The sequence below is a fragment of the Sodalis sp. RH24 genome (genome assembly GCF_047324145.1).
Lineage (GTDB): Bacteria > Pseudomonadota > Gammaproteobacteria > Enterobacterales > Enterobacteriaceae > Acerihabitans.
This window is the reverse complement of the sequence record NZ_CP178729.1, coordinates 3,341,197-3,367,107: the sequence shown is the minus strand read 5'-3', so window position 1 is coordinate 3,367,107 and position 25,911 is coordinate 3,341,197. Positions and strand designations below refer to the sequence as shown.

Genomic DNA, 25,911 nt, shown 5'->3' with positions numbered 1-25,911 from the left:
TTATGAGTGCTCTGGGAACGACGGTACGCTTGGCCGGCAGGCAACTGCACAAGTTTGGCGGCAGTAGTCTGGCCGATGTGAAGTGTTACCAACGGGTCGCGGGCATTATGGCCGATTACAGCCAACCCGGTGATTTAATGGTGGTCTCCGCGGCGGGCTCCACCACCAACCAGCTGATCAGCTGGCTTAAGCTGAGCCAAACCGATCGCCTTTCCGCGCATCAGGTCCAGCAGACCCTGCGCCGCTACCAGCAGCAACTGTTCGCCGGCCTGCTGCCGCCCGACCTGGCGGATGCGATGATGACGGAATTTATCCGCGATCTGGAGCGTTTGGCGGTATTGCTGGACGGCGCGGTGACCGATAGCGTGTATGCGGAAGTGGTAGGCCACGGTGAAATCTGGTCGGCGCGTCTTATGGCGGCGGTACTCAACTGCCAGGATATCGAGGCGGTCTGGCTGGACGCGCGGGATTTCCTGCGCGCTGAATATGCCGCCCAGCCGCAGGTAGACGAAGGGCGTTCATGGCCCTTATTACAGCAGCTATTGACCCAATACCCCAGCCAACGTCTGGTGGTCACCGGCTTTATCTGCCGCAATCAGGCCGGGGAAACAGTATTGCTTGGGCGTAACGGCAGCGACTATTCCGCCACCCAAATCGGCGCGCTGGCCGGTGTGGCCAGGGTGACCATCTGGAGCGACGTGGCCGGAGTCTATAGCGCCGATCCGCGCAAGGTGAAAGACGCCTGCCTGCTGCCCCTGCTGCGATTGGACGAAGCCAGCGAGCTGGCGCGCCTGGCGGCGCCGGTATTGCATACCCGCACCCTGCAGCCGGTATCCGGCAGCGATATCGATCTGTTATTGCGCTGCAGCTATCAGCCGGAACAGGGGTCTACACGTATCGAGCGGGTACTGGCTTCCGGCACCGGGGCGAAAATCGTCACCAGCCACGACGATGTCTGCCTGATCGAGCTGACCATTGCGCCGCAGCACGACTTTTCCCTGGCGCAGAAAGAACTCGACCAGGCGTTAAAGCGCGCGCAAATCAAGCCGCTGGCGGTAGGCGTTCATCGCGATCGGCGGCTGTTGCAGCTGTGCTATACCTCCGAACTGGTCCATAGCGTGTTCCAGACCCTGCAGCAGGCGGAGCTGCCGGGAGAGCTTAAGCTGCGCGCAGGACTGGCGCTGGTGGCGATGGTCGGCGCGGGGGTTACTAAAAACCCGCTGCACTGCCATCGTTTTTACCAACAGTTAAAATATCAGCCGGTGGAATTTTTCTGGCAGGCGGAGGACGGCATCAGCCTGGTGGCGGTATTGCGCGTCGGTCCCACCGAACATGTGGTGCAGGGATTGCACACCTCGTTGTTCCGCGCCGAAAAGCGCATCGGCCTGATCCTGTTCGGCAAAGGCAATATCGGCTCGCGCTGGCTGGAGTTGTTCGCCCGCGAGCAGGAAAGCCTGTCGGCGCGCACTGGTTTTGAGTTTATCCTCAGCGGCGTGGTGGACAGCCGGCGCAGCCTGCTCAGCTATGACGGGCTGAACGCCAGCCGGGCGCTGGCTTTCTTTCATGATGAGGCCGTCGAGCAGGAGCCGGAAGACCTGTTTTTATGGATGCGCGCCCATCCCTATGATGATTTGGTGGTGCTCGATGTCACCGCCAGCGAAGCGCTGGCCGGACAATATCTGGATTTCGCCAGCTATGGTTTTCACGTTATCAGCGCCAATAAGCTGGCGGGCGCCTCCAGCGGTGACAACTACCGCCAGATCCGCGACGCCTTTGCCAAAACCGGTCGTCATTGGTTATACAACGCCACCGTGGGCGCCGGCCTGCCGGTTAACCATACGGTGCGCGATCTGCGCGACAGCGGCGACAGCATCTTGTCCATAAGCGGCATTTTTTCCGGTACCCTTTCCTGGCTTTTTCTGCAATTCGACGGCACGGTGCCTTTTACCGATTTGGTGGAACAGGCCTGGCAGCAGGGGCTGACCGAACCCGATCCGCGGGTGGATTTATCCGGCCAGGACGTGATGCGCAAGCTGGTGATCCTGGCGCGCGAAGCGGGTTATGAAATCGAGCCGAACCACGTGCGGGTGGAATCGCTGGTATCGCCCGACAGCGTGCTCGGGTCGGTGGATCAGTTTTTTGAGGACGGCCATGCCCTTAATGAACAAATGGTCCAACGTCTGGAGGCGGCGAATGAGATGGGCCTGGTGCTGCGCTATGTGGCGCGTTTTGACGCCAACGGCAAGGCGCGGGTCGGGGTGGAGGCGGTACGTCCCGAGCACCCGCTGGCGTCGTTGCTGCCTTGCGATAACGTGTTCGCCATCGAAAGCCGCTGGTACCGCGATAACCCGTTGGTCATCCGTGGGCCGGGCGCGGGCCGGGATGTTACCGCCGGCGCCATCCAGTCGGATTTGAACCGGCTGGCGCAATTATTATAATGCCATTCACGGGCGGAGAAATCCGCCCGCTGCTACCTGTGTTTATCTCCCCCTCTATTGAGCAGAATTCGGTATCTGCTTAATTAAACGAAGTATAACCTTAGCTTTGAAAATTCATTAATTTTTTGTCTGCTTCTGAAATTTATCATATTGTGTATTTTACTTATTGCCGTAAATATAGCGGGTAATACCCATCGTCAGTAGATAATAAAAGGAGTTGTCAAAGGATGAATGGATGCCATCAATTGCAGGCCGAATCTCTTAGTATCATCAAGACTAATCTTAAACCTCTACAGCAACAGAACGACTGTATCCCGGGGCTGAAATCATGTGTTAGCATAAAAAATAACTGCATCGCGCTCTATTTTGATAGATTGCCCAAGGAGATTATCGGCGATATTTTGGGTAGGCTACCGGTGCCGGACTTGATCCGATTGTCACAGACGACGCCAGATTTCGAGGCGGAATCTCAACGTATACTGAATTTATTACAGGAAAAGTCTAAATCGGAAATTTATTTTCAACTGGTCGCCAGTGGCGATGATAGTGCCTTGCGTACTCTTATCAAGTTGGGCCAGAACCTCGGCCATAGCATTGATCATGAAACGGGTAATACGCTATTGCATGAAGCGGTGAATGCTAATCAACCTACAGTAATGGAAGCCATTTTAGAGTCAGGAACGATAGATGTTAATACCAAAAATCTTACAGGATTCACGCCATTGCTGATGGCGGTAAAAAAGGAAGATATTGTTGCGGTTAATAAGCTGATCAATGCGCCTGGCATTAACATGAATATTAGTTATGATATCAGTGATAGAGGTATTTATGGTTTTGGAGAATATGATTTTGTATTCGCCCTCTCGCATAAATATAATTCAGGCGCCACCGCTCTCCATTTTGCCGTCGATGCCGGTAATGTTGAGGTGTTCGACGCTATATGTAAAAATGAAAACACGGATGTCAATATTGTTGACCAGGACGGTAACACTGCTTTAATGAAAGCAATTTTCAAGAAACAAAATGAAATGGTTCGCCGGTTGTTAAAAAGAAATGATATTATTCTGTGCCAGCAAGACCAACGCTGCCGCGAATTGCTGCATACCGCCGTGCTGGGCGGCAATGATGATATCTTGCCGGATCTGCTGGAAACCCTGGCCGATGTAAATATTGAGGACCGTCGGGGCGACACCGCTTTGCATATTGCGGTGATAAAAGGCACCAAAGAAACAGTCGACAGATTACTTACTGCGTCAAAGATAAATATTGATGCCCGCAACCGCGGACTGTGGACACCGCAACAAATAGCGCATTCCGGGGGGCTTGCCGATATTGTACGTTTATTAGAACAAAGACGACTGCGCGACCGGCGGCCTCGGACATCAGAATCGGTTGAACATCACAGCGGCGGATAAAGTGAATTTTTTTCATAATGCGTGAAGATTACTCCCCATCCTGCCAAATGATTTTGTTGACTCCACTAACGATTTCAGTCAAATTCTATTTAGCCGTCTAAACGTATAGACGCATAAAACAACCGATCGCAACGGACCACCACCGGCGTAGAGTGTTAGTGAACCATCACACGCGTTAAGAGGAAAAGGTATGAGTTTTTTTCACGCCAATCAGCGGGAAGCCCTGAACCAAAACCTGGCTGAATTACAGGGCAGCATTAATGTCTCGTTTGAGTTTTTCCCTCCGCGCACCAGTGATATGGAGCAAACCCTGTGGCATTCCATCGACCGGCTAAGCGCCCTCAAGCCCACCTTTGTCTCGGTGACCTACGGCGCCAATTCCGGCGAGCGCGACCGCACCCATAGCATTATCAAGGATATCAAGGAGCGCACCGGCCTGGAGGCCGCGCCCCACCTGACCTGTATCGACGCCACCGCGGACGAGCTGAAAAAAATCGCCGAGGATTACTGGCATAGCGGTATCCGTCATATCGTGGCGCTGCGCGGGGATTTACCCCCCGGCAGCGGGGCGCCGGCCATGTATGCCGCCGATCTGGTGACATTGCTGAAAAAAGTCGGCGATTTTGATATCTCCGTGGCCGCGTATCCAGAAGTACACCCGGAAGCGAAAAGCGCGCAATCGGATTTGATTAACCTGAAAAAGAAAGTGGACGCGGGCGCCAACCGGGCGATTACCCAATTCTTTTTTGATGTGGAAAGTTACCTGCGCTTTCGCGATCGCTGCGTGGCGACCGGGATTGATACCGAAATTGTGCCCGGTATCCTGCCGGTCTCCAATTTTAAGCAGTTGCAGCGTTTTGCCGCCATGACCAATGTCAAGGTCCCTAACTGGATGACCAGTATGTTCGAAGGACTGGACGACGATGCCGAGACGCGCAAAATGGTCGGCGCGTCCATTGCCATGGACATGGTGAAAATCCTCAGCCGGGAAGGGGTGAAGGATTTTCATTTTTATACCCTCAATCGCGCCGATTTAACCTATGCCATCTGCCATACCCTGGGTGTGCGGCCGCAGGTAGCCACCGCCCCGTCCGCGCGTTAAAAAGCATTTTTACCCGGCAATCATAAAAAAACCGGACCATAACAGGTCCGGCTTCAGGGTATTGAGATCAGGGTTTCACATTAACCGGTATTACGCATTCCCGCCGCCACGCCGGCAATGGTCACCATCAGCGCCTGCTCGACCCGTGGGTCGGGGTGTTCCTGCTGGCGCGAGCGATGCAACAATTCAGCCTGCAGTACATTCAGCGGGTCGGTATAAACATTGCGCAGCGCGATGGACTCCGCAATCCACGGCAGATCGGCCATTAAATGATCGTCGTTGGCAATGGTCAGCACCACGTTAATGTCGTCCGCCAATTGCTTGCGCAGCTGTTTACCCAGCGGCCAGAGCTTTTCTTCCACCAGGCGCTGATCGTAATATTCCGCCAGCCACAGGTCGGCCTTGGCGAACACCATTTCCAGCATGCCGATGCGGGTGGAGAAAAACGGCCAATCGCTGCACATGGCTTCCAGCTGATCTTGTTTGCCTTCTTCCACCGCTTTTTGCAGCGCCGCGCCGGCGCCCAGCCACGCGGGCAGCATCAGGCGATTTTGCGTCCAGGCAAAAATCCACGGAATGGCGCGCAGGCTCTCAACGCCGCCGGAGGGACGCCGTTTGGCAGGACGCGAGCCCAGGGGCAGTTTACCCAGTTCCTGCTCCGGCGTAGCCGAACGGAAGTAAGGTACAAAATCGGGGTTTTCACGCACGTAGCCGCGATACATATTGCATGAGGTGGTTGAAAGGTCGTCCATCAAGGCGCGCCATTCCTGCTTCGGTTCCGGCGGCGGCAGCAGGTTGGCTTCGAGGATCGCACCGGTGTACAGCGCCAGGCTGCTGATGGCCACTTCCGGCAGGCCGAATTTAAAGCGGATCATTTCGCCTTGTTCGGTCACCCGCAGGCCGCCCTTCAGGCTGCCCGGGGGTTGCGACAGCAGGGCCGCGTGGGCCGGCGCGCCGCCACGGCCAATAGAACCGCCGCGGCCGTGGAACAGCGTCAGGGCGATGCCCACTTTTTCGCAGGTTTTGATTAACGCGTCCTGCGCGCGGTATTGCGCCCATGAGGCCGCCATGACCCCCGCATCCTTGGCCGAATCCGAATAGCCAATCATGACCATCTGTTTGCCCTGGATAATGCCGCGGTACCAGTCAATGCTGAGCAGCTGGCTCATCACCTCATCGGCATTATTCAAATCGTCCAGGGTTTCAAACAGCGGCGCCACCGGCAGGATAAACTGGCAGCCGGCTTCCTTTAGCAGCAAATGTACCGCCAGCACATCGGAGGGCGTCTTGGCCATGGAGATGACATAGGCGGCAATGGAGCCTTCCGGCGCGTCGGCGATCACCCGGCAGGTATCGAGCACCTCGCGGGTTTCGTCGCTGAGCTGGTAATGACGGGGCAACAGCGGGCGTTTGGAGTTCAATTCGCGGATCAGAAACGCCTGTTTATCGCTTTCAGACCAGCTTTCGTAATCCCCCAGCCCCAGGTAGCGGGTGACTTCGCTTAACGCTTCCGTGTGACGCGTGCTTTCCTGGCGCACGTCGATACGCACCAGCTGGATGCCGAAGCACTTGATACGCCGTAGGGTATCCAGCAACTGGCCGCTGGCAATAATGCCCATGCCGCAGGCTTTCAGCGATTCGTAACAGGCAAACAAGGGCGCCCAAAGCTGATCGTTGTGCTCCAGCAGATCTTCCGGCGGCAGCACCAGCTCGCCCCTGAGTTTCGCCGACAGCCAGTTCTGGGTGCCGATCAACTGGGCGCGCAACCGCTTCATGATGACCCGATAAGGTTCCTGGATTTCGTCGCCGCCGGCCAATGCCCGTAGCTCCGGCGTGCATTCCGTCATCGACAGCTCGGATACCAGTACCTGGATGTCGCGGATAAACAGATCGGCGGCTTTCCAGCGGCTTAACAACAACACGCGCCGGGTGATATCGGCGGTGACGTTGGGGTTGCCGTCCCGATCGCCGCCCATCCAGGAGGTAAATCGCACCGGCACGTTCTCCACCGGCAGTTTATAACCGAACACCGTTTCCAGCTGTTCGTTCAGTTCGCGCAAATACTGCGGCACGCCTTCCCACAGGCTGTTTTCCACATTGGCGAAACCCCATTTTGCCTCGTCCACCGGCGATGGACGGTTTTTGCGTATCTCGTCCGTATGCCAGTATTGCGACACCAGCTGGCGCAGACGCCGCATAATCTGTTTACGCTCATAGTCCGCCAGATCGCTGTGATCCAGCTGTTTCAGGCAGCTGTTGACTTCAACCATCATATGGATCAGGGTGCGGCGGGCAATTTCGGTGGGATGGGCGGTTAATACCAGTTCGATTGACAGTGACTCCACCGCGGCGCGAATATCTTTATCATCCAGCGCGTTATTCTCTTTCAGACGGGCAAAGACCTTACCCAGGCCTTCCGGGTTATTCGCCGCCTCGCCGTGGGGGGAAATGACGTGGAACTGTTCCGCGGTATTGGTCAGGTTCAAAAACTGACTGAAGGCGCGTGCCACGGGCAGCAACTCGTCATTGGATAAGTTCTGTAAAGTGGAAAGCAGTTCCTGGCGATGGGTTTCGCTACCCGCACGGGAGGACTTTGACAGCTTGCGGATGGTCTCTACCTTATCCAGGATATTCTCGCCCATCGCATCTTTTATGGTGTCGCCCAGAAGTTTCCCGAGCATACTAACGTTGCTTCGCATTGCCGAATATTGTTCGTTCATAAGGACCCTGATCCAACTCACCTGAAAATTTATTTCACCCGAATGACGTAAATCACCCACCGTTATCTAGCCATGTATCCATTCATTCGTCAAATGACATCAATTCACGCCATATAACATTAAAATCGCGTCAATTCTTGAAAGTTAACAACATGTAATGATTATAAGAAATACTTATCGCCATAAACCTGGCCGCGCCTTTCATACGGGGCCAGGCGCGCGAAGTCTGGGGCAAAGGACAAAAAGTCAGCGATGATCATTGCAGGCAGAAATGTCGTATCACTTGGGAAATTAATTCCCGCGTCGGTTTAATAAAGGCGGTATCAATATATTCGTCGGGCTGATGCGCCTGTTTTATCGATCCCGGGCCCAAGACGAGAGTGGGGCACAGCTGCTGGATAAACGGCGCTTCGGTACAATAATTGACCACATCGGTTTTGACGCCCAGCAACGTCTCCACCACTGCCACCAGACGATGGTCCGCCGGGCATTCATAACCGGGGATGGGCGGATGCAGGGCGGTAATGGTTAACCGTCCCGGCCAGCGCGCGCTTACCGGCGCCAGGGCCTCGGTCAATAACCCGTCCAGGTCGCCGAGCGTCAGGCCGGGCAACGGGCGGATATCCATATGCAGCTCGCAGCAGCCGCAAATGCGATTGGCGGAATCACCGCCGTGGATGTGGCCGAAATTCATGGTGGGGTAGGGGATGTCGAAGGCCGGGTGATGGTAACGTTCCTGCAACGTATTGCGTAGTATCATCAGGTGGGAAATGGCCTCGTGCATCAGTTCGATAGCGTTAACGCCCAGGCTCGGGTCGCTGGAGTGGCCTGATTGGCCCTGGATACGCACCGCATTGGAAATATGGCCTTTATGGGCGCGCACCGGCTGCAGCGAGGTCGGTTCGCCGATAATGGCGCAATCCGGGCGCAGCTCGCTGGACTGGGCGAAATAGCTGGCTCCCGCCATACTGGTTTCCTCATCGGCGGTGGCGAGGATATATAATGGCTTTTGCAGCTTGCTGGTATCGATATCGCGCAGCGTGTCGAGGATAAAGGCAAAAAAGCCTTTCATATCGGCGGTGCCCAGGCCATACAGCTTATTATTGTCTTCGGTCAGGGTAAAGGGATCGCGTGTCCAGCGTCCGTCGTCAAACGGGACGGTATCGGTGTGCCCCGTCAGCAGCAGGCCGCCGGCGCCGCTGCCGATACGGGCCAGCATATTATATTTGTTGCGCGTGCCCGGCACCGGCTGGATTTCGACCTGGAAACCCAGCGTCGTGAACCACCCCGCCAGCAAATTGATTAAGGTCTGATTACTTTGATCCAGGGCGCTGTCGGTGGCACTGATGGACGGCGTGGCGATCAGGGCGCGGTACAACTCCATAAACGGGGGTAATTTTGTCTTCACTGTTGACAGCCTTTAGTTTGGATAGTATCAATATTCATGCAATAATAGTGAATAAAAATACACTAACGTTGAGCGTAAAGTAAACGGATACTTACCAGACTACTACGCTTGACCTCGCGGGTGAACAGCGAATAGTTGCTTAAGCGACGACTTAGGCGACAAAGAGTTGCTGGAGATCCCTTCTCGTCGTGATAGCAAATCAAGAAGGTGAACAAAAGTCATGCTGAATACGCTGATTGTTGGTGCCAGCGGATACGCCGGAGCTGAGCTTGCGGCCTATCTCAACCGTCACCCGCATATGAACATAACCGCTTTGGCGGTTTCAGCGCAAAGTGCGGATGCCGGGAAATTACTGTCCGAACTGCATCCCCAGCTTAAGGGAGTGGTCGATTTACCACTGCTGCCCCTGACCGACGCCGCTGAACTGGCGAAAACGGTGGATGTGGTGTTTCTCGCCACCGCCCATGAGGTCAGCCACGATCTGGCGCCGGTATTCCTGGCCGCCGGCTGCGTGGTGTTCGACCTCTCCGGCGCGTTCCGCGTCAATCAGGCATCGTTCTACAGCCAGTATTATGGTTTTGAACACCAGCATGCCGACTGGCTGGCGAAGGCGGTCTACGGCCTGGCGGAATGGCAGGGCGAGGCGTTGCAGCAGGCCCAGCTGATTGCCGTGCCGGGCTGCTATCCCACCGCGTCCCAGCTGGCGCTCAAGCCGCTGGTCGACGGCGGTCTGCTTAACGGCGCCCAGTGGCCGGTGATCAACGCCGTCAGCGGCGTCAGCGGCGCTGGCCGGAAAGCGTCGCTTGCCACCAGCGTCTGCGAGGTCAGTCTGCAACCCTACGGCATATTTACCCATCGCCACCAGCCGGAAATCGCCGCCCATCTTGGCATCCCGGTGATATTTACCCCCCATTTAGGCAATTTTGCCCGCGGTATCCTGGCCACCATCACCTGCCGCTTAAACGCGGGCGTGACGGCGGGCGATGTGGCCGAATCCTATCATAACGCCTATCACGATAAACCCCTGGTACGGTTGTATGAGAAAGGCGTGCCGGCGCTGAAGGCGGTAGTGGGACTGCCGTTTTGCGATATTGGCTTCGCGGTGCAGGGCGAGCATTTAATCGTGGTGGCCACCGAAGATAATTTATTAAAAGGAGCGGCCGCGCAGGCAGTACAATGCGCTAATATCCGCTTTGGTTTTGCACAAACGCAGGCGCTGCTGTAACGGCTGGCGACGAGGTAATAAAAATAATGAATCCGTTAATTATAAAACTGGGTGGCGTGTTACTCGATAGCGAAGAGGCGCTGGAGCGTTTATTTTCGGCGCTGGACAGCTATCGCGCGCAGCATCAACGCCCGTTGCTGATTGTCCATGGCGGCGGTTGCCTGGTGGACGAGCTGATGAAAAAACTGGCGCTGCCGGTGACCAAGGTCAACGGCCTGCGGGTTACGCCGGCGGACCAGATTGATATCATCACCGGCGCGCTGGCCGGCACGGCCAATAAGACCCTGCTGGCCTGGTCAAAAAAACATGCCATCCCGGCGGTCGGGTTATGCCTGGGCGACGGCAATAGCGTCGATGTTACAACGCTTGATGAGAAACTCGGCCATGTCGGCAAGGCGCAGCCGGGTTCGCCGGCGTTGTTAAATACCTTGCTTGGCGCCGGTTACCTGCCGGTTATCAGCTCTATCGGCATTACCGCCGACGGCCGGCTGATGAACGTCAATGCGGACCAGGCCGCCACCGCGCTGGCCGCCACCCTGGGGGCCGATCTGATCTTATTGTCCGATGTCAGCGGCATTCTCGACGGCAAAGGCCAGCGCATTGCCGAAATGACCGCCCATAAAGCGGAGCAGCTGATAGCGCAGGGGATCATTACCGACGGCATGATTGTAAAAGTCAACGCGGCGCTGGATGCGGCCCGCACGCTGGGCCGTCCGGTGGACATCGCCGGCTGGCGGCATGCGGAGCAACTGCCGGCGTTGTTTAACGGCGAGCCCATCGGCACGCGCATCCTGGCCTGACGTTGCCGGCGGGATACCGGCTGGGTAAGATAACATGCGCGGCCGCATGGCTATCCGGGGGGCCTGGCGCAGGTTCAGCAGCATTTCCATGGGAGCGCCGTTTCCGGCGTCCCCTCATCATTCGGCATGGGCGCGCGGCGGCGAGCGCGCCGGCAAAAAAAATAATGGAGCACGGTTATGGCACTTTGGGGCGGACGGTTCAGCCAGGCGGCGGATCAGCGGTTTAAATCATTTAACGACTCGCTGCGCTTTGATTACCGGCTGGCGGAGCAGGATATTATCGGCTCGGTGGCCTGGTCGAAAGCGCTGGTTACCGTCGGTGTGCTGACGGCGGAGGAACAGCTGCGCCTGGAGGAAGCCCTGTCTTTTCTTCTGGAGGAAGTGAGTGCCGCGCCCGAGTCCATCCTTGCCAGCGACGCCGAGGATATTCATAGCTGGGTGGAGCAGCGCCTGATTGAAAAAGTCGGCGACCTGGGCAAAAAACTGCATACCGGCCGCAGCCGCAACGATCAGGTGGCCACCGATCTGAAGCTGTGGTGCAAGATGCAACTGTCCGAGCTGCTGGCCGCCGTGCGCCAGTTGCAAACCGCGCTGGTCGCCACCGCCGAGGTCAACCAGGACGCGGTGATGCCTGGTTATACGCATTTGCAGCGCGCCCAGCCGGTCACCTTTGCCCATTGGTGCCTGGCCTATGGCGAAATGCTGGCGCGCGATGAAAGCCGCCTGCGGGACACCCTAAAACGTCTTGACGTCAGCCCGCTGGGTTCCGGGGCGCTGGCCGGCACCGCTTACGCCATCGATCGCGACCAGTTGGCCGGCTGGCTGGGTTTTGCCACGGCAACGCGAAATAGCCTTGATAGCGTGTCCGATCGTGACCATGTGCTGGAGTTGCTGTCCAATGCCGCCATCAGCATGGTCCATCTCTCGCGTTTTGCCGAAGACCTGATTCTGTTCAACAGCGGCGAGGCGGCGTTTATCGAATTGTCCGATCGGGTCACTTCCGGCTCGTCCCTGATGCCGCAAAAGAAAAATCCCGATGCGCTGGAGCTTATCCGCGGCAAGTGCGGCCGGGTCCAGGGGGCGCTTACCGGCATGATGGTGACCCTGAAAGGGCTGCCGCTGGCGTATAACAAGGATATGCAGGAAGACAAGGAGGGCCTGTTCGATGCGCTGGATACCTGGCTGGATTGCCTGCATATGGCCGCGCTGGTGCTGGAAGGGCTACAGGTGAAGCGTGCGCGTTGCCGCGAGGCGGCGCAGCAGGGCTATGCCAATGCCACCGAACTGGCCGATTACCTGGTCGCCAAGGGCATCCCGTTTCGCGAGGCGCATCATATCGTCGGCGAGGCGGTAGTCGAGGCCATCGGCCAGGGCAAAGCCCTGGAAGCGCTGGAGCTGGCTGAATTGCAGGCGTTCAGCCCGGTTATTGGCGAGGATGTTTATCCGGCCCTGTCGCTGCAATCGTGCCTGGACAAACGCTCGGCAAAAGGCGGCGTGTCGCCGCAGCAGGTGGCGGCCGCCATTGCCGAGGCGAAAAACCGTTTGGCGTAGCTGTCAGGCCGGTTGCAGTAAAAACGCTTCCAGCTCTTCGCTGCCGCCGATATGGCGCCCGCCGATAAACACCTGCGGCACGGTGGAACGGCCGGTTACCGCGCGCAGACTGACGGTGGTGGCGTCTTTACCCAATGAGATTTCTTCATACTGGATTCCGTTGTCGCGCAGCATCTGCTTGGCTTTGGCGCAGAACGGACAGCCTGGTTTGGTAAACAGCGAAACGGACTCCTGGACTTTGCATTCCGGCGCCAGGTAACACAGCATGGTATCGGCGTCGGAAACTTCGAACGGGTCGCCCGGTTTGTTCGGTTCAACAAACATTTTTTCCACCACGCCGTCGCGTACCAGCATCGAATAACGCCATGAGCGCGGGCCGAATCCCAGCTCGGCTTTTTCCACCAGCATGCCCATGCCCTGGGTAAATTCACCGTTGCCGTCGGGGATAAAGGTAATATGTTCGGCGTTTTGGTCGGCTTGCCAGGCGTTCATGACAAACGTATCGTTAACCGAAATACAGACGATGCTGTCCACGCCGTGCTTGTGGAATAACCCGGCCAGCTCATTGTAGCGCGGTAAATGGCTGGAGGAGCAGGTAGGCGTAAAGGCGCCCGGCAGTGAAAATACGATAACCGTTTTATGCTTGAACAGTTCGTCGGAAGAGATATCGACCCAGTTGTCATCCTTACGGGTGTGGAAAGTAACCGATGGGACTTTCTTGCCTTCATGACTACTAAACATTGAAGAACCTCTTAACAGAAAAGAAAAAAGTGACTTTAACAGCTTGTCATACTGCGCGGGAATTATTATTAAGATTAACTATTGATAGGGATAATCGTTGATTGCTATCCTATCTATCGACGCGAACTATCGCGGCACGGAGGATGTTAATGAATATTCGCGATCTTGAGTATTTGGTGGCCCTGGCCGAGCACCGTCATTTCCGACGGGCGGCCGATGCCAGTCATGTCAGCCAGCCCACCCTAAGCGGCCAGATTCGTAAGCTGGAAGACGAACTGGGCGTGATGCTGCTGGAGCGCACCAGCCGTAAGGTCCTGTTCACCCAGGCCGGGCTGCTGCTGGTGGATCAGGCCCGCACGGTCCTGCGCGAAGTGAAAATACTGCGCGAGATGGCCAGCCAGCAGGGGGAGTCCATGTCCGGCCCATTGCATATCGGCCTGATCCCTACCGTCGGCCCCTATTTACTGCCGCATATTATCCCCACCCTGCATGAGACCTACCCGAAGCTGGAAATGTACCTGCACGAGGCCCAGACCAGTCAACTGCTGCTGCAACTGGACAGCGGCAAACTCGATTGCGCCATCCTGGCCTTGGTAAAAGAGAGCGAAGCTTTTATCGAAATCCCGTTATTCGATGAACCAATGCAACTGGCTGTTTATGCCGATCATCCCTGGGCGGACCGTGAACGTGTGCCGATGTCGGATTTATCGGGGGAGAAGCTGTTGATGCTGGAAGACGGCCATTGCCTGCGCGATCAGGCGCTGGGCTTCTGCTTCCAGGCCGGCGCCGACGAGGATACGCATTTTCGCGCCACCAGCCTGGAAACCCTGCGCAACATGGTGGCGGCCGGCAGCGGCATTACCTTGCTGCCCGCATTGGCGGTGCCTAATGAGCGTAAGCGTGACGGCGTCTGTTATATGAAATGCTATAAACCCGAGCCGAAACGCACCGTGGCGTTGGTCTACCGGCCCGGCTCACCGCTGCGCGCCCGCTATGAGCAGTTGGCCGAGTCGATACGCACCCATATGCAGGCCTATATGGGTACCGACTTAAAAGAGGCGGTTTAAGCCGTTCAGCGCCGCCACACGGAAGGCTTCCGCCATGGTGGGATAGTTGAAGGTGGTATTAACGAAATAATCGATAGTATTGCCTTCGCCTTTTTGCTCCATGATGGCCTGGCCGATATGGATGATCTCCGCGGCGCGCTCGCCAAAGCAGTGGATGCCGAGTATCTGCCGGGTATCACGGTGAAAAAGGATTTTCAGGCTGCCGACATTCATGCCGACAATCTGCGCGCGCGCCAGATGCTTGAACTGCGCCCGTCCCACTTCGTACGGCACCTTCAGCAGCGTTAATTCCTGTTCGGTTTTACCCACCGAGCTGATTTCGGGAATGGTATAGATACCGGTGGGTATATTTTCAATCAGCTGCACATTGGCCTGGCCCTTGATGATCACCTGTGCGGCGATTCGCCCCTGGTCATAAGCGGCCGAGGCAAGGCTTGGGTAGCCGATAACATCGCCGACGGCGTAAATATGCGTCAGGGCGGTCTGGTACATGCTGTTGACTTTAATCAGCCCCCGGCTGTCCGCCTCCAGTCCCACGTTGCCAAGGGACAGCGAATCGGTATTGCCGGTGCGCCCATTGGCATACAGCAGGCAGTCCGCGCGCATCCTTTTGCCGGAACGGAAGTGGACTTCCACGCCATTCTCGGTGCCTTCGATTTTTTCATATTCTTCGTTATGGCGGATAACCACGCCGTTTTCCCAAAAATGGTATGACAGCGCGTCCGACATTTCCTGGTCGAGAAAGGCCAACAGCCTGTCGCGCGTATTGATCAGATCCACCTTGACGTTCATGCCGCGAAAGATTGATGCATATTCACAGCCGATCACGCCGGCGCCATAAATAATCACATGCTGCGGATCGTGCTTTAAATCCAGGATGGAATCGCTGTCATAAATGCGCGGATGGGTGAAATCGACATCGTTGGGGTGATACGGACGGGAACCACAGGCGATAACGATATGCGCCGCGCTGAAATGCTCGGCGGTATTATCCGGATACTGGACCTTGACGGTATGGGCATCGACAAAAGTCGCGTCGCCGGTAATAATCCGGCACTGATTACGTTCATAAAATCCCTGGCGCATCCGGATCTGCTGTTTTATCACGCTATCGGCGTGATGCAGGATATCGGCGAAGCTGGCGCGCGGCAGATGTTGACTACCGTTATACAGCGGATTCTGGTTAAATTCGATAATCCGGCTAACCGCCTGGCGCAGCGCCTTGGAGGGAATGGTCCCCCAATGGGTACAGCCGCCGCCGACGCTGTTATAGCGTTCGATAACCGCGACGCGGGCGCCCTGTTTCGTCAGGCCCATGGCGGCGCCTTCCCCACCCGGGCCTGAACCAATGATAATGGCATCGTAATCGTACTGTGGTTGCATACCGGCTTAGCCTATATTTATACAAAATCACAACGTCAATGTAACATTGTAGACGGGAGATCCCAATCTTCACGGCCTTTTTTCTTGGTCTATGGCACCGGCGCCTACGGCGAACAACATTACGTCAAAATTCGCAGTTTGTATCAACGCTGTTGCAACAAATTTTGATATAGTGGCATTTTTACCGGTAATGTGGGGCAGGTCAGGACTATGGGCGTCAGAGCGCAACAAAAAGAGCGGACCCGTCGTTCCCTTGTCGAAGCGGCCTTTAGCCAGTTAAGCGCCGAGCGTAGTTTTGCCAGCCTGAGCCTGCGCGAAGTAGCCCGTGAAGCCGGCATTGCGCCCACCTCGTTCTATCGCCACTTTCGCGATGTCGATGAACTGGGCCTGACCATGGTGGACGAAAGCGGCCTGATGCTGCGCCAACTGATGCGCCAGGCGCGCCAGCGTATCGCTAAAGGCGGCAGCGTTATCCGTACGTCGGTGGCCACGTTTATGGAGTTTATCGGCAATAACCCTAACGCCTTTCGCCTGTTGCTACGCGAGCGATCCGGCACTTCGGCGGCGTTTCGCGCCGCCGTCGCCCGGGAAATACAGCATTTTATCGCGGAGTTGGCCGATTACCTCGAGCTGGAAAACCATATGCCGCGCAGCTTCACCGAAGCCCAGGCCGAGGCCATGGTTATCATTGTCTTTAACGCCGGCGCGGAAGCGCTGGACGTGGACGTCAATCAGCGCAGGCTGCTGGAAGAGAGGCTGGTCCTTCAGTTGCGCATGATTTCGAAGGGCGCGTTTTACTGGTATCGCCGGGAACAGGAAAAGTCGACCGCCCTCTCTTTTGACGCAAGCAGGTAGATAATATGACGACACGACCCCTGGGTGAAAAAGGCACGCTCCTATTGGCGCTGATTGCCGGTTTATCCATTAACGGCTCCTTCGCGGCCCTGTTCAGCACTATTGTGCCTTTTTCCATCTTCCCGCTGATTTCGCTGGTGCTGTCGGTATACTGCCTGCACCATCATTATCGCGACTGCGCCATGCCGGAGGGTTATCCTTCCCTGGCGGCGGTAAGCTTCCTGCTGGGCCTGTTGATGTACAGTGCTATTATCCGGGTGGAATACCCGGTTATCGGCTCAAATTTTATTCCAGCCATCCTGATGGTGGTCCTGGTATTCTGGATTGGGCGCAAATTGAAACGGCTAGACAAAATCCAACGGGATTCATAAATTTCTTGAGCCTGGATTATTAAACAATAGCCAATACTGAACGCGAAGACCGCATCTGCTATTTTTAAATGACGTATAATCCGTCGTTTTACAAAATGAACTCCGCTATGCTCAAAGGTTGCTAATTTATCAAAGAGAAAAGTATAATTATTAATTTTTTTGAATGCTATACAAAAATTTTCATTAAGATATTCTCTCCTGTTGTTTTTTATGTATTTATAGTAAAGTTTTTTTCCTGCGGTTAGCCTTGTAAAATATAAGCAAATGAAGTTTTACTTCAAGTAAAATAGGGTGTTAATTATGTGTAATTCTAATTTCTCCAACATAAATATTAGTAATAAAATAATACATGACAATTTTTTTTATATTTCATCGGATGATGAGACTGACGATGAGTTTTCTGCGCGCCCCCTGTTTTCCCAGCCATTAGTCCAGGTCAACAATGCTGTAATGACGCTACCTAAAATTTGCTATAAAGCAGGGGTTGCCCTGTCCACGGCGCTGTCGGCAAATAGCTATTTCCGAGGAATTTCTATTGTGACCAACCGAAATGAAGCACCCCCTATGGGTTCTACCAGCTTGCAGATATATGATCCGCAGTATAATATTTTCAACTATAAGCTATGTATGGGTATCATGGCGGCTTGTTTTGTCGCTGGGTTTACGCTCGGTAATATAAACTCGTTAATTAATAAGTTATTTAATTTTAATCGTATTGCTAGAGTTCCATTAGCTATGTACTGTATAGTCGCCTTATTCTATTTCTCTCTAGGCTTGTTATGGTACCCTCACTTTTCAAGTGCGCTTAATTATCTGTGATTCTTAAAAAGGCCTATGGCGGGGGGTATTCTTATGATGATAGGTAGAAATATCAGCCTTCAGTTTATCTTCGGATCGATTTTATGTAATAGAAAATTAGTTAGTATTGATAGGAGTTAATGATGCCTGTCTCAGACCCAACAATGCCGACCACAACAACCCATTGCCCTTTAGAGGAGATTAGCCAGGGGGATAATGGTTTCGGTCAGGGCGTTACGCGTTTTGCCAGATCATTTAGCGGCGCGGCCAACAGCGCCTTACCCTTTATCAAGACCCTGTCTGTAGTCACTTTGTCTGCCGCGTCGGCAATAGGTATCGTCTTTGGCGCCCAACGGCTTATCGCTGTTTCAATCCAAAATATCAGCAAGCCGCCCCCCGTTACCCATCTGGACGTCAGGGAATGGAAAGGCAAAATCATGGGCCTGGGTTTGAGCATCGGCATGTTGGGCGGCGGCGCTGCGGGATTCGCCGCAGGCTGTGCGCTAGAATCATGCAAATCATTTTGTGGTGCGGATCCGCTGCGTCATCGTGATAGTGTTTTTTATACCGTAGGAATTGGTTTTATCGTAGGCGCTTTAGCCGGTGTGGCTTATACAAACTTTATCGACATTGAACTGGACAATATTACCCAATAGGATAGTTAATCTGGTCAGGCGGCTACTGTAAGCGAACCGGCTAACTTCGGGATCAATTTTGCCGCTTGCAGGCACCGACCCGGGCGGTTGTTAGGGATATTACCGGCTTCGGGGAGTTTAACCTTTATTTGTGAAAATAGTCTATCAGCGCTTTCGTCTTTTTACATCGTTATGCCATTTAATCCCTTGCCGAGGAATCATTATATGAACCCTGAAATTAATAATCGAGAAAAGAATAATGCCGGGATGGTCAGCCAAGTGTCTCATGCCGATAAATATCACAATAATACGACAAGCAAATTTTTTAAGTTGATGACGAAATTGGCACGTGCCTGCAATTCCGCCACGGCGTTTTGTTGCTCTAATCCTTTATCGGTGATTTCCATCCCGCTTACCGTATCATTAACAAATAAGTTAATTTATGATTTGTTAGGTAGCCTGAAAGCCGCAAGGGCCGACCGATGCTACTTCCAGCTTGAGTTGGAAGGATGCTGGAAACCGCTGCAAGATTGCAGGATTAACATTGATAAAACGTTAGCGATGGAAAAGTCTTGCGCAGAGTTGAAGGAGATATGCAGTGAAATCCGCACGAGATGCGATACAGAACAGTGGCGCCACGAGCTATTTGAAAATACGCTGGTAAATTGTTTCATGACCGGACTTATGGCCGGCGCTGCAGCCTTTGTAATAGATTATGTTTATCAAGCCGCCCATAACCAGTTTAATCATAAGCCTGGCATGTTAAAGATGTCCATGGTCAGTTTTTTTATGGGTGCGTTATTTTATCTCGGTCTCATGAAGATAAACGATACCGCTTTAGGCTTCGATTGCTAGTTCAGCGCCTTTGCTGTCCGCACCCCGGGGGCGGTCGGTCAAGCTGAAATGTCACCAGCATTGACTATGAGAGCGACAAATAAACATCCTTTAAGGGGAATCAGCGGCTCTAGGCGGGCACGAAGCATGCGTAAGAGCCTCATTTTAGGTGCCATTGATCTATGGCTGCGTTTTGGCGGTTAACAGCACTCCGCATTCCATATGGCGGGTATAAGGAAATTGATCAAACAGCGCCAATCGTTCGATACGGTGGGTTTCCGCCAACGTTGTCAAATTACCGCACAACGATTCCGGGTTACATGAGATATACAGGATGCGCGGATACCCCTGCACCAGCCTGACGGTGGCATCATCCAACCCGCTGCGCGGCGGGTCGACAAATATGGTTTCGCAGCGGTAGCTTGCCAGGTCGATGTCCTTCAGGCGGGTAAACTCCCGCACCCCTTGCATGGCTTGGGTAAACTCCTCAGCCGACATGCGGATAATCTGCACGTTGGTCATTCGATTGGCGGCGATATTAAACTGTGCCGCTTCCACCGAAGGCTTGGCTATTTCCGTGGCCAGCACCCGGTTAAAATTGCCCGCCAGCGCCAGGGAAAAATTGCCGTTGCCGCAATACAGCTCCAGCAGATCCCCTTGTGCCGGTTCAGTGGCCGAGAGCGCCCACTCAAGCATCTGGATATTCACGGCGGCGTTGGGTTGGGTAAAGCTATTTTCGATTTGACGGTAAATGATTTCCCGTCCCGCCACCGGCAAGCGCTCATCGACATAATCACGGTCCAGGCAAATTTTGGTTTTGGTGGCGCGGCCAATCAGGTTGACCGCAAAACCCTGCGTCCTCAGATGATCGCGCAGCGCGCCCGCATGCTCGCGCCATTCGTCGTCTAACGGACGATGATAGATAAGGGTAATCACCGCTTCACCGCTCAGGGTCGTCAGGTAATCAAGCTGGAACAGCTTGCGCCGCAGGATCGGCGATGGCCGCAATGCGTCCATCATGGCGACCATCAATCGGTTCATCAGTTCGCCGCCGGCGGCGAAGTGATCGATGCGGATCCGGTCCTTGGTCTGCTGATCAAACATTATATGATACAAATCCTGCTCATCATGCCAGACCCGGAATTCAGCACGCATCCGGTAATGTTCGGGCTGCGAGCGGAATATTTCCGCCTCGGGCGCCTGAAACGCCGCCATCATCGCGTTCAGTCGAGCGGCTTTTTCCGCCAGTTGGGTTTCATACGCGCTAATGGGTAACGTCTCGTCGGTCATGATGATCTCTCGCTAATATCCGTTATTTGTACCACTTTATGGGGGATTGTAGGGGATAAACCGGTGATGTCCAGTGTTGTTGCGCTTATAAATAGTTTGATTATTAGTGCTATAGACATGCTTATCTCTTTGATTGTAGGATTATTGTCCGGTCTTTCGTAAGTTAAAAGGGAATCCAGTGGAAAGCTGGAGCTGACGCGCAGCGGTAAGGGGACTTCAGGGCGATCGCGCAAGCAGACACTGTCTTTATGATGGGAAGTCGTCGCCTGGCGTATTATACGCATCCCAAGCCCGAAAACCTGCCGGTATTCTGTCGCAATATCCCTGTTTATCGCGAGCCATCAAACATGGAACCTGCGGCATCCTATTTTATCATTTGGATGCTATGGCAATGCCTAAGATTAACAATACCGTGCTGCTGGCGCTCTGCGTCACGGCATTCTCCGGGTGGGCGCAAGACGGCGCCCAGGATCAGGCCGCGCAAATGATGGTCGTATCCGCCAACCGTTTTCCCCAGCCAATATCCACCGTACTGGCACCGACCAGCGTGGTTACCCGCAGCGATATCGACCGCGGCCAGATCAAATCGGTGGCCGAAGCGCTAAGCCGTCTGCCGGGCGTGGATATCGCCCAATCCGGCGGATTGGGGCAGCAAAGCTCACTGTTTATCCGCGGCACCGATTCAAGCCATGCCCTGGTGCTGATAGACGGCGTGAGGCTGAACCAGGCCGGCATCTCAGGTTCTTCCGACCTTAGCCAGATTCCGCTGTCCTTGGTGCAGCGCATCGAATATATCCGTGGCCCGCGTTCCGCGGTCTATGGGTCGGACGCCATCGGCGGCGTGGTGAATATCATTACCACACGCGAGCAGCCGGGCACCACCCTCAGCACCGGCATAGGGTCCCATGGCTATCAAACCTATGATGGCTCCACCCAGCAACAGCTTGGAGAGGACACCACCGCCACCGTTGCGGGCAACTATACCTATACCCATGGTTTTGATGTGCGCGCCAACCTGCCGGATACCTATGGCGATCCCGCGCAGCCCGACCGCGATGGTTTTATGAGCAAAACGTTGTTTGCCTCGCTTGATCATATCTTTAACCAGCAGTTCAGCGGTTTTGCCCGCGCCTATGGCTACGACAACCGCAGCGGCTATGACGGCAGCTACGCCTATACCGACCCTGATCATTTTGACGCGCTGCCCGATACCCGTAAACTCTACAGCCGTACTTACGATACCGGCATGCGTTACCAGGACGGGATCTACGCGTCGCAGCTGTCCTTTAGCTATAACCATACTCAGGATTATAACTACGATCCTCAATATGGACCCTATTCCGCCTCCGCCACCCTTGACGATTCCAAACAGTATAATGCGCAGTGGAGCAATACCCTGCAGACAGGCCATGGCACGGCAGGCGCTGGGGTGGACTGGCAAAAGCAGACCACCGAACCAGGCACCGGTTACCTTACCGACGGCTATGAGCAACGCAATACCGGTATCTACGCCACCGCTTCGCAGCTTGTCGGGCCGGTTACCCTCGAGGGCGCGGTGCGCGGTGATGATAATTCGCAGTTCGGCTGGCACGGCACGTGGCAAACCAGCGCCGCCTGGGAGTTCATTGAGGGCTACCGGCTTATCGGATCTTACGGCACCGCCTACAAGGCACCCAACCTGAGTCAGCTTTACAGTGGTTTTGGCGGCAACGAAGATTTAAAACCCGAGGAGAGCAAGCAGTGGGAGGGCGGGGTGGAAGGGCTGACCGGCCCGCTGACCTGGCGCGTCTCGGCATACCGCAACGATATCGACAACCTGATTGATTATGACACCAACGACGACACTTATAAGAATATCGGCAAGGCGCGGATCAAAGGTGTGGAATGGACCGGCTCGGTCTATACCGGCCCGCTGCAGCATCAACTGACGCTGGAGTACCTCGATCCCCGCGACGCCACCACCAATCAGGTGCTGGCGCGACGCGCCAAGCAGCAGGTGAAATATCAGCTGGATTGGCAGGTGGCCGATATCGACTGGTCGCTTAACTACCGTTATCTCGGCGAGCGTTACGATACCAACTACAACACGAATGACCGGGTGCGAATGGGCGGCGTCAGTTTGTGGGACATCGCCGCCTCTTATCCGCTAACCCCCCATCTGACGGTTCGTGGTAGAATAGCCAATCTGTTCGACAAAGACTATGAGACGGCTTATGGCTACCAGACCGCAGAGCGAGAATTTTATCTCACCGGAACTTATTCCTTCTGACGGTAGCAACATCAAACGGCCCACGATCCTGATTTTCGACTCTGGCGTGGGCGGTTTATCTATCTATGATGAAGTGCGGCAACTGTTGCCGGACCCGCATTATATCTACGTATTCGACAATGAGGCTTTTCCGTATGGCGAAAAGCCGGAAGACTTTATTGTCCAGCGGGTCGTGAATATCGTTGCGGCGGTGCAGCGCCTGCACGTGCTTGATATGGTGATTGTCGCCTGCAATACCGCCAGCACCATTTCCCTGCCGGCCCTGCGCGAGCGGTTTGAGTGCCCTATTGTCGGCGTAGTGCCGGCGATAAAACCCGCCGCCAAGCTAACCCGTAATGGTATCGTCGGGCTGTTGGCTACCCGCGCCACCGTGCACCGTAGCTATACCCATGAGCTGATCGCTAAATTCGCCGCGGATTGCCATATCATTACGCTTGGATCCGCCGAGCTGGTGGAGCTTGCTGAAGCCAAGCTTCATGGCGAAACCATCGCCCTGCCGGTGCTGCAGAAAATCCTGCGCCCCTGGTTGCGGCTTCCCGAGCCGCCCGACACTGTGGTCCTTGGTTGTACCCATTTTCCATTATTAGGCGACGAGCTTAAAGCGGTGTTGCCGGACGGTACCCGGCTGGTGGATTCCGGTTCAGCGATCGCCAAACGCGCGGCCTGGCTTATCGCCCATGAAATAGACGGTGCTTATTCGACGGAAGCGAACCAGGCCTATTGCCTGGTGGCTTCACCGCAGGCCATGGAGCTGGTACCGGTATTACAGCGCTATGGCTTCGTTTCGCTGGAAAAATTGCCGATGCAGCCTGCGGTTGTGTGATAATTCAGCGGTCGGCGCAATATGTGAAATAAGTACTTGTCAGGCTGGGGAAAGTCCCTATAATGCGCCTCCACTGACCGGGAACAAACGCTAACGCGATGCCGGGTCGGGAAGGGAAAAGCGCCCGGTTCGGGCAAATAAAAGCTTGACTCTTCAGCGGGAAAACGTAATATACGCAACCCGCGCCAGGTGAGATTGATGCACGCTGGCCATGCTCTTTAACAATTTATCAGACAATCTGTGTGGGCACTCACAAGACCGTATCGAAACACAAAATACCAAGTCTTGAAGAGTGAACAAACAGTTAATTCATAAGATTAACAGTATGACAATCTTTGAGCATCAAGCTTTTAATTGAAGAGTTTGATCATGGCTCAGATTGAACGCTGGCGGCAGGCCTAACACATGCAAGTCGAGCGGCAGCGGGAAGTAGCTTGCTACTTTGCCGGCGAGCGGCGGACGGGTGAGTAATGTCTGGGGATCTGCCTGATGGTGGGGGATAACTACTGGAAACGGTAGCTAATACCGCATAACGTCGCAAGACCAAAGTGGGGGACCTTCGGGCCTCACGCCATCGGATGAACCCAGATGGGATTAGCTAGTAGGTGAGGTAATGGCTCACCTAGGCGACGATCCCTAGCTGGTCTGAGAGGATGACCAGCCACACTGGAACTGAGACACGGTCCAGACTCCTACGGGAGGCAGCAGTGGGGAATATTGCACAATGGGCGCAAGCCTGATGCAGCCATGCCGCGTGTGTGAAGAAGGCCTTCGGGTTGTAAAGCACTTTCAGCGGGGAGGAAGGCGATAAGGTTAATAACCTTGTTGATTGACGTTACCCGCAGAAGAAGCACCGGCTAACTCCGTGCCAGCAGCCGCGGTAATACGGAGGGTGCGAGCGTTAATCGGAATTACTGGGCGTAAAGCGTACGCAGGCGGTCTGTTAAGTCAGATGTGAAATCCCCGGGCTTAACCCGGGAACTGCATTTGAAACTGGCAGGCTAGAGTCTCGTAGAGGGGGGTAGAATTCCAGGTGTAGCGGTGAAATGCGTAGAGATCTGGAGGAATACCGGTGGCGAAGGCGGCCCCCTGGACGAAGACTGACGCTCAGGTACGAAAGCGTGGGGAGCAAACAGGATTAGATACCCTGGTAGTCCACGCTGTAAACGATGTCGATTTGAAGGTTGTGGCCTTGAGCCGTGGCTTTCGGAGCTAACGCGTTAAATCGACCGCCTGGGGAGTACGGCCGCAAGGTTAAAACTCAAATGAATTGACGGGGGCCCGCACAAGCGGTGGAGCATGTGGTTTAATTCGATGCAACGCGAAGAACCTTACCTACTCTTGACATCCAGAGAAGTTTGCAGAGATGCGAATGTGCCTTCGGGAACTCTGAGACAGGTGCTGCATGGCTGTCGTCAGCTCGTGTTGTGAAATGTTGGGTTAAGTCCCGCAACGAGCGCAACCCTTATCCTTTGTTGCCAGCACGTAATGGTGGGAACTCAAAGGAGACTGCCGGTGACAAACCGGAGGAAGGTGGGGATGACGTCAAGTCATCATGGCCCTTACGAGTAGGGCTACACACGTGCTACAATGGCGCATACAAAGAGAAGCGAACTCGCGAGAGTAAGCGGACCTCACAAAGTGCGTCGTAGTCCGGATTGGAGTCTGCAACTCGACTCCATGAAGTCGGAATCGCTAGTAATCGTGGATCAGAATGCCACGGTGAATACGTTCCCGGGCCTTGTACACACCGCCCGTCACACCATGGGAGTGGGTTGCAAAAGAAGTAGGTAGCTTAACCTTCGGGAGGGCGCTTACCACTTTGTGATTCATGACTGGGGTGAAGTCGTAACAAGGTAACCGTAGGGGAACCTGCGGTTGGATCACCTCCTTACCGAAATAGATACTAGATTGTGTAGTGTCCACACAGATTGTCTGATAACTGTAACGAGCAAGAAAAACCTTCTATAGGCTTGTAGCTCAGGTGGTTAGAGCGCACCCCTGATAAGGGTGAGGTCGGTGGTTCGAGTCCACTCAGGCCTACCAGTTCTACTTACCCTGGTCATTTTCACCGCTGCGTGACTCATGTGCTTGCGCACACTGCGTTACTCGCGCCGAAACTGTCTGCGGCTAAGCGAACTGGTCCATTCTTTACTGTGCAGGATTACGGCGCCACTCGTTTATTT

General features: G+C 54.7%; 19 protein-coding genes, 1 tRNA gene, 1 rRNA gene and 1 riboswitch. Of the genes, 16 read left to right on the top strand and 5 right to left on the bottom strand.

The features are described from left to right. Positions 1 to 2 precede the first annotated feature (2 nt). The 3 genes from ACL2XG_RS15270 to metF all read left to right on the top strand — a co-directional run bounded on the left by ACL2XG_RS15270 (position 3) and on the right by metF (position 4,955). On the top strand, positions 3 to 2,438 hold the full coding sequence (locus ACL2XG_RS15270) for a bifunctional aspartate kinase/homoserine dehydrogenase II (RefSeq protein ID WP_410012696.1): 2,436 nt from the start codon (positions 3 to 5) through the stop codon (positions 2,436 to 2,438). 227 nt (positions 2,439 to 2,665) lie between these two features. Next, complete coding sequence (locus ACL2XG_RS15265; protein ID WP_413721811.1) at positions 2,666 to 3,853, top strand: ankyrin repeat domain-containing protein; 1,188 nt, start codon at positions 2,666 to 2,668, stop codon at positions 3,851 to 3,853. Positions 3,854 to 4,043: 190 nt separating this feature from the next. Then, positions 4,044 to 4,955, top strand: a complete 912-nt coding sequence (gene metF, locus ACL2XG_RS15260) for a methylenetetrahydrofolate reductase (protein ID WP_410012694.1) — start codon at positions 4,044 to 4,046, stop codon at positions 4,953 to 4,955. A gap of 80 nt (positions 4,956 to 5,035) precedes the next feature. On the opposite strand, the gene ppc is transcribed toward metF, so the two are convergent. Further along, positions 5,036 to 7,675 (bottom strand): phosphoenolpyruvate carboxylase, encoded by a 2,640-nt coding sequence (gene ppc / locus ACL2XG_RS15255; protein ID WP_410012693.1) that lies wholly within the window; start codon positions 7,673 to 7,675, stop codon positions 5,036 to 5,038. Positions 7,676 to 7,931: 256 nt separating this feature from the next. Further along, the gene (argE, locus tag ACL2XG_RS15250) at positions 7,932 to 9,083 is read right to left on the bottom strand and encodes an acetylornithine deacetylase (RefSeq protein ID WP_410012692.1); all 1,152 of its coding nucleotides are present in this window, start codon (positions 9,081 to 9,083) and stop codon (positions 7,932 to 7,934) included. Between the two features lie 220 nt (positions 9,084 to 9,303). On the opposite strand from argE, the gene argC reads away from it, so the two are divergent. From argC to argH, 3 genes are all read left to right on the top strand, one after another. Continuing rightward, the gene (gene argC, locus ACL2XG_RS15245; RefSeq protein ID WP_413721812.1) at positions 9,304 to 10,308 is read left to right on the top strand and encodes an N-acetyl-gamma-glutamyl-phosphate reductase; all 1,005 of its coding nucleotides are present in this window, start codon (positions 9,304 to 9,306) and stop codon (positions 10,306 to 10,308) included. Positions 10,309 to 10,331: 23 nt separating this feature from the next. Then, entirely contained in the window at positions 10,332 to 11,108 is a 777-nt protein-coding gene (argB, locus tag ACL2XG_RS15240) for an acetylglutamate kinase (RefSeq protein ID WP_413723526.1), read from the top strand. A 177-nt stretch (positions 11,109 to 11,285) separates the two neighbouring features. Further along, positions 11,286 to 12,659 (top strand): argininosuccinate lyase, encoded by a 1,374-nt coding sequence (gene argH / locus ACL2XG_RS15235; protein WP_413721813.1) that lies wholly within the window; start codon positions 11,286 to 11,288, stop codon positions 12,657 to 12,659. Between the two features lie 3 nt (positions 12,660 to 12,662). On the opposite strand, the gene ACL2XG_RS15230 is transcribed toward argH, so the two are convergent. Further along, the gene (locus tag ACL2XG_RS15230; protein ID WP_410012688.1) at positions 12,663 to 13,400 is read right to left on the bottom strand and encodes a glutathione peroxidase; all 738 of its coding nucleotides are present in this window, start codon (positions 13,398 to 13,400) and stop codon (positions 12,663 to 12,665) included. A gap of 149 nt (positions 13,401 to 13,549) precedes the next feature. Here ACL2XG_RS15230 and oxyR point away from each other — a divergent pair, with 149 nt between their 5' ends. Then, positions 13,550 to 14,467 (top strand): DNA-binding transcriptional regulator OxyR, encoded by a 918-nt coding sequence (oxyR, locus tag ACL2XG_RS15225; RefSeq protein ID WP_162367587.1) that lies wholly within the window; start codon positions 13,550 to 13,552, stop codon positions 14,465 to 14,467. Here the strand turns inward: oxyR and sthA are convergent. Continuing rightward, entirely contained in the window at positions 14,450 to 15,850 is a 1,401-nt protein-coding gene (gene sthA, locus ACL2XG_RS15220) for a Si-specific NAD(P)(+) transhydrogenase (RefSeq protein WP_410012687.1), read from the bottom strand. The genes oxyR and sthA overlap by 18 nt on opposite strands. 210 nt (positions 15,851 to 16,060) lie before the next feature. On the opposite strand from sthA, the gene fabR reads away from it, so the two are divergent. The 5 genes from fabR to ACL2XG_RS15195 all read left to right on the top strand — a co-directional run bounded on the left by fabR (position 16,061) and on the right by ACL2XG_RS15195 (position 19,364). Beyond that, on the top strand, positions 16,061 to 16,705 hold the full coding sequence (fabR, locus tag ACL2XG_RS15215) for an HTH-type transcriptional repressor FabR (RefSeq protein WP_410012686.1): 645 nt from the start codon (positions 16,061 to 16,063) through the stop codon (positions 16,703 to 16,705). Positions 16,706 to 16,710: 5 nt separating this feature from the next. Then, entirely contained in the window at positions 16,711 to 17,076 is a 366-nt protein-coding gene (locus tag ACL2XG_RS15210) for a YijD family membrane protein (RefSeq protein WP_410012685.1), read from the top strand. A gap of 300 nt (positions 17,077 to 17,376) precedes the next feature. After that, entirely contained in the window at positions 17,377 to 17,895 is a 519-nt protein-coding gene (locus ACL2XG_RS15205) for a hypothetical protein (RefSeq protein WP_410012684.1), read from the top strand. Positions 17,896 to 18,014: 119 nt separating this feature from the next. Next, a complete protein-coding gene (locus ACL2XG_RS15200; RefSeq protein WP_410012683.1) occupies positions 18,015 to 18,530 on the top strand; it encodes a hypothetical protein in 516 nt (171 codons plus the stop codon). Positions 18,531 to 18,734: 204 nt separating this feature from the next. After that, positions 18,735 to 19,364, top strand: coding sequence for a hypothetical protein (locus tag ACL2XG_RS15195; RefSeq protein ID WP_410012682.1), 630 nt, complete (start codon positions 18,735 to 18,737; stop codon positions 19,362 to 19,364). A gap of 159 nt (positions 19,365 to 19,523) precedes the next feature. Here the strand turns inward: ACL2XG_RS15195 and trmA are convergent, their stop codons facing one another. Further along, positions 19,524 to 20,633, bottom strand: a complete 1,110-nt coding sequence (trmA, locus tag ACL2XG_RS15190; protein WP_410012681.1) for a tRNA (uridine(54)-C5)-methyltransferase TrmA — start codon at positions 20,631 to 20,633, stop codon at positions 19,524 to 19,526. 132 nt (positions 20,634 to 20,765) lie between these two features. Then, positions 20,766 to 20,955, top strand: a riboswitch (cobalamin riboswitch). 69 nt (positions 20,956 to 21,024) lie between these two features. Between trmA and btuB the strand changes: the two genes are divergently transcribed. The 4 genes from btuB (at position 21,025) to ACL2XG_RS15170 (ending at position 25,771) form a co-directional block, all read left to right on the top strand. Next, positions 21,025 to 22,902 (top strand): TonB-dependent vitamin B12 receptor BtuB, encoded by a 1,878-nt coding sequence (gene btuB, locus ACL2XG_RS15185; protein ID WP_413721814.1) that lies wholly within the window; start codon positions 21,025 to 21,027, stop codon positions 22,900 to 22,902. After that, positions 22,847 to 23,725, top strand: coding sequence for a glutamate racemase (gene murI, locus ACL2XG_RS15180; protein ID WP_410012679.1), 879 nt, complete (start codon positions 22,847 to 22,849; stop codon positions 23,723 to 23,725). Before btuB ends, murI begins: the two co-directional genes overlap by 56 nt. A 351-nt stretch (positions 23,726 to 24,076) precedes the next feature. Continuing rightward, positions 24,077 to 25,619 (top strand): 16S ribosomal RNA (locus tag ACL2XG_RS15175). Positions 25,620 to 25,694: 75 nt separating this feature from the next. Further along, positions 25,695 to 25,771: transfer RNA gene (locus ACL2XG_RS15170), tRNA-Ile, on the top strand. Positions 25,772 to 25,911 lie beyond the last annotated feature (140 nt).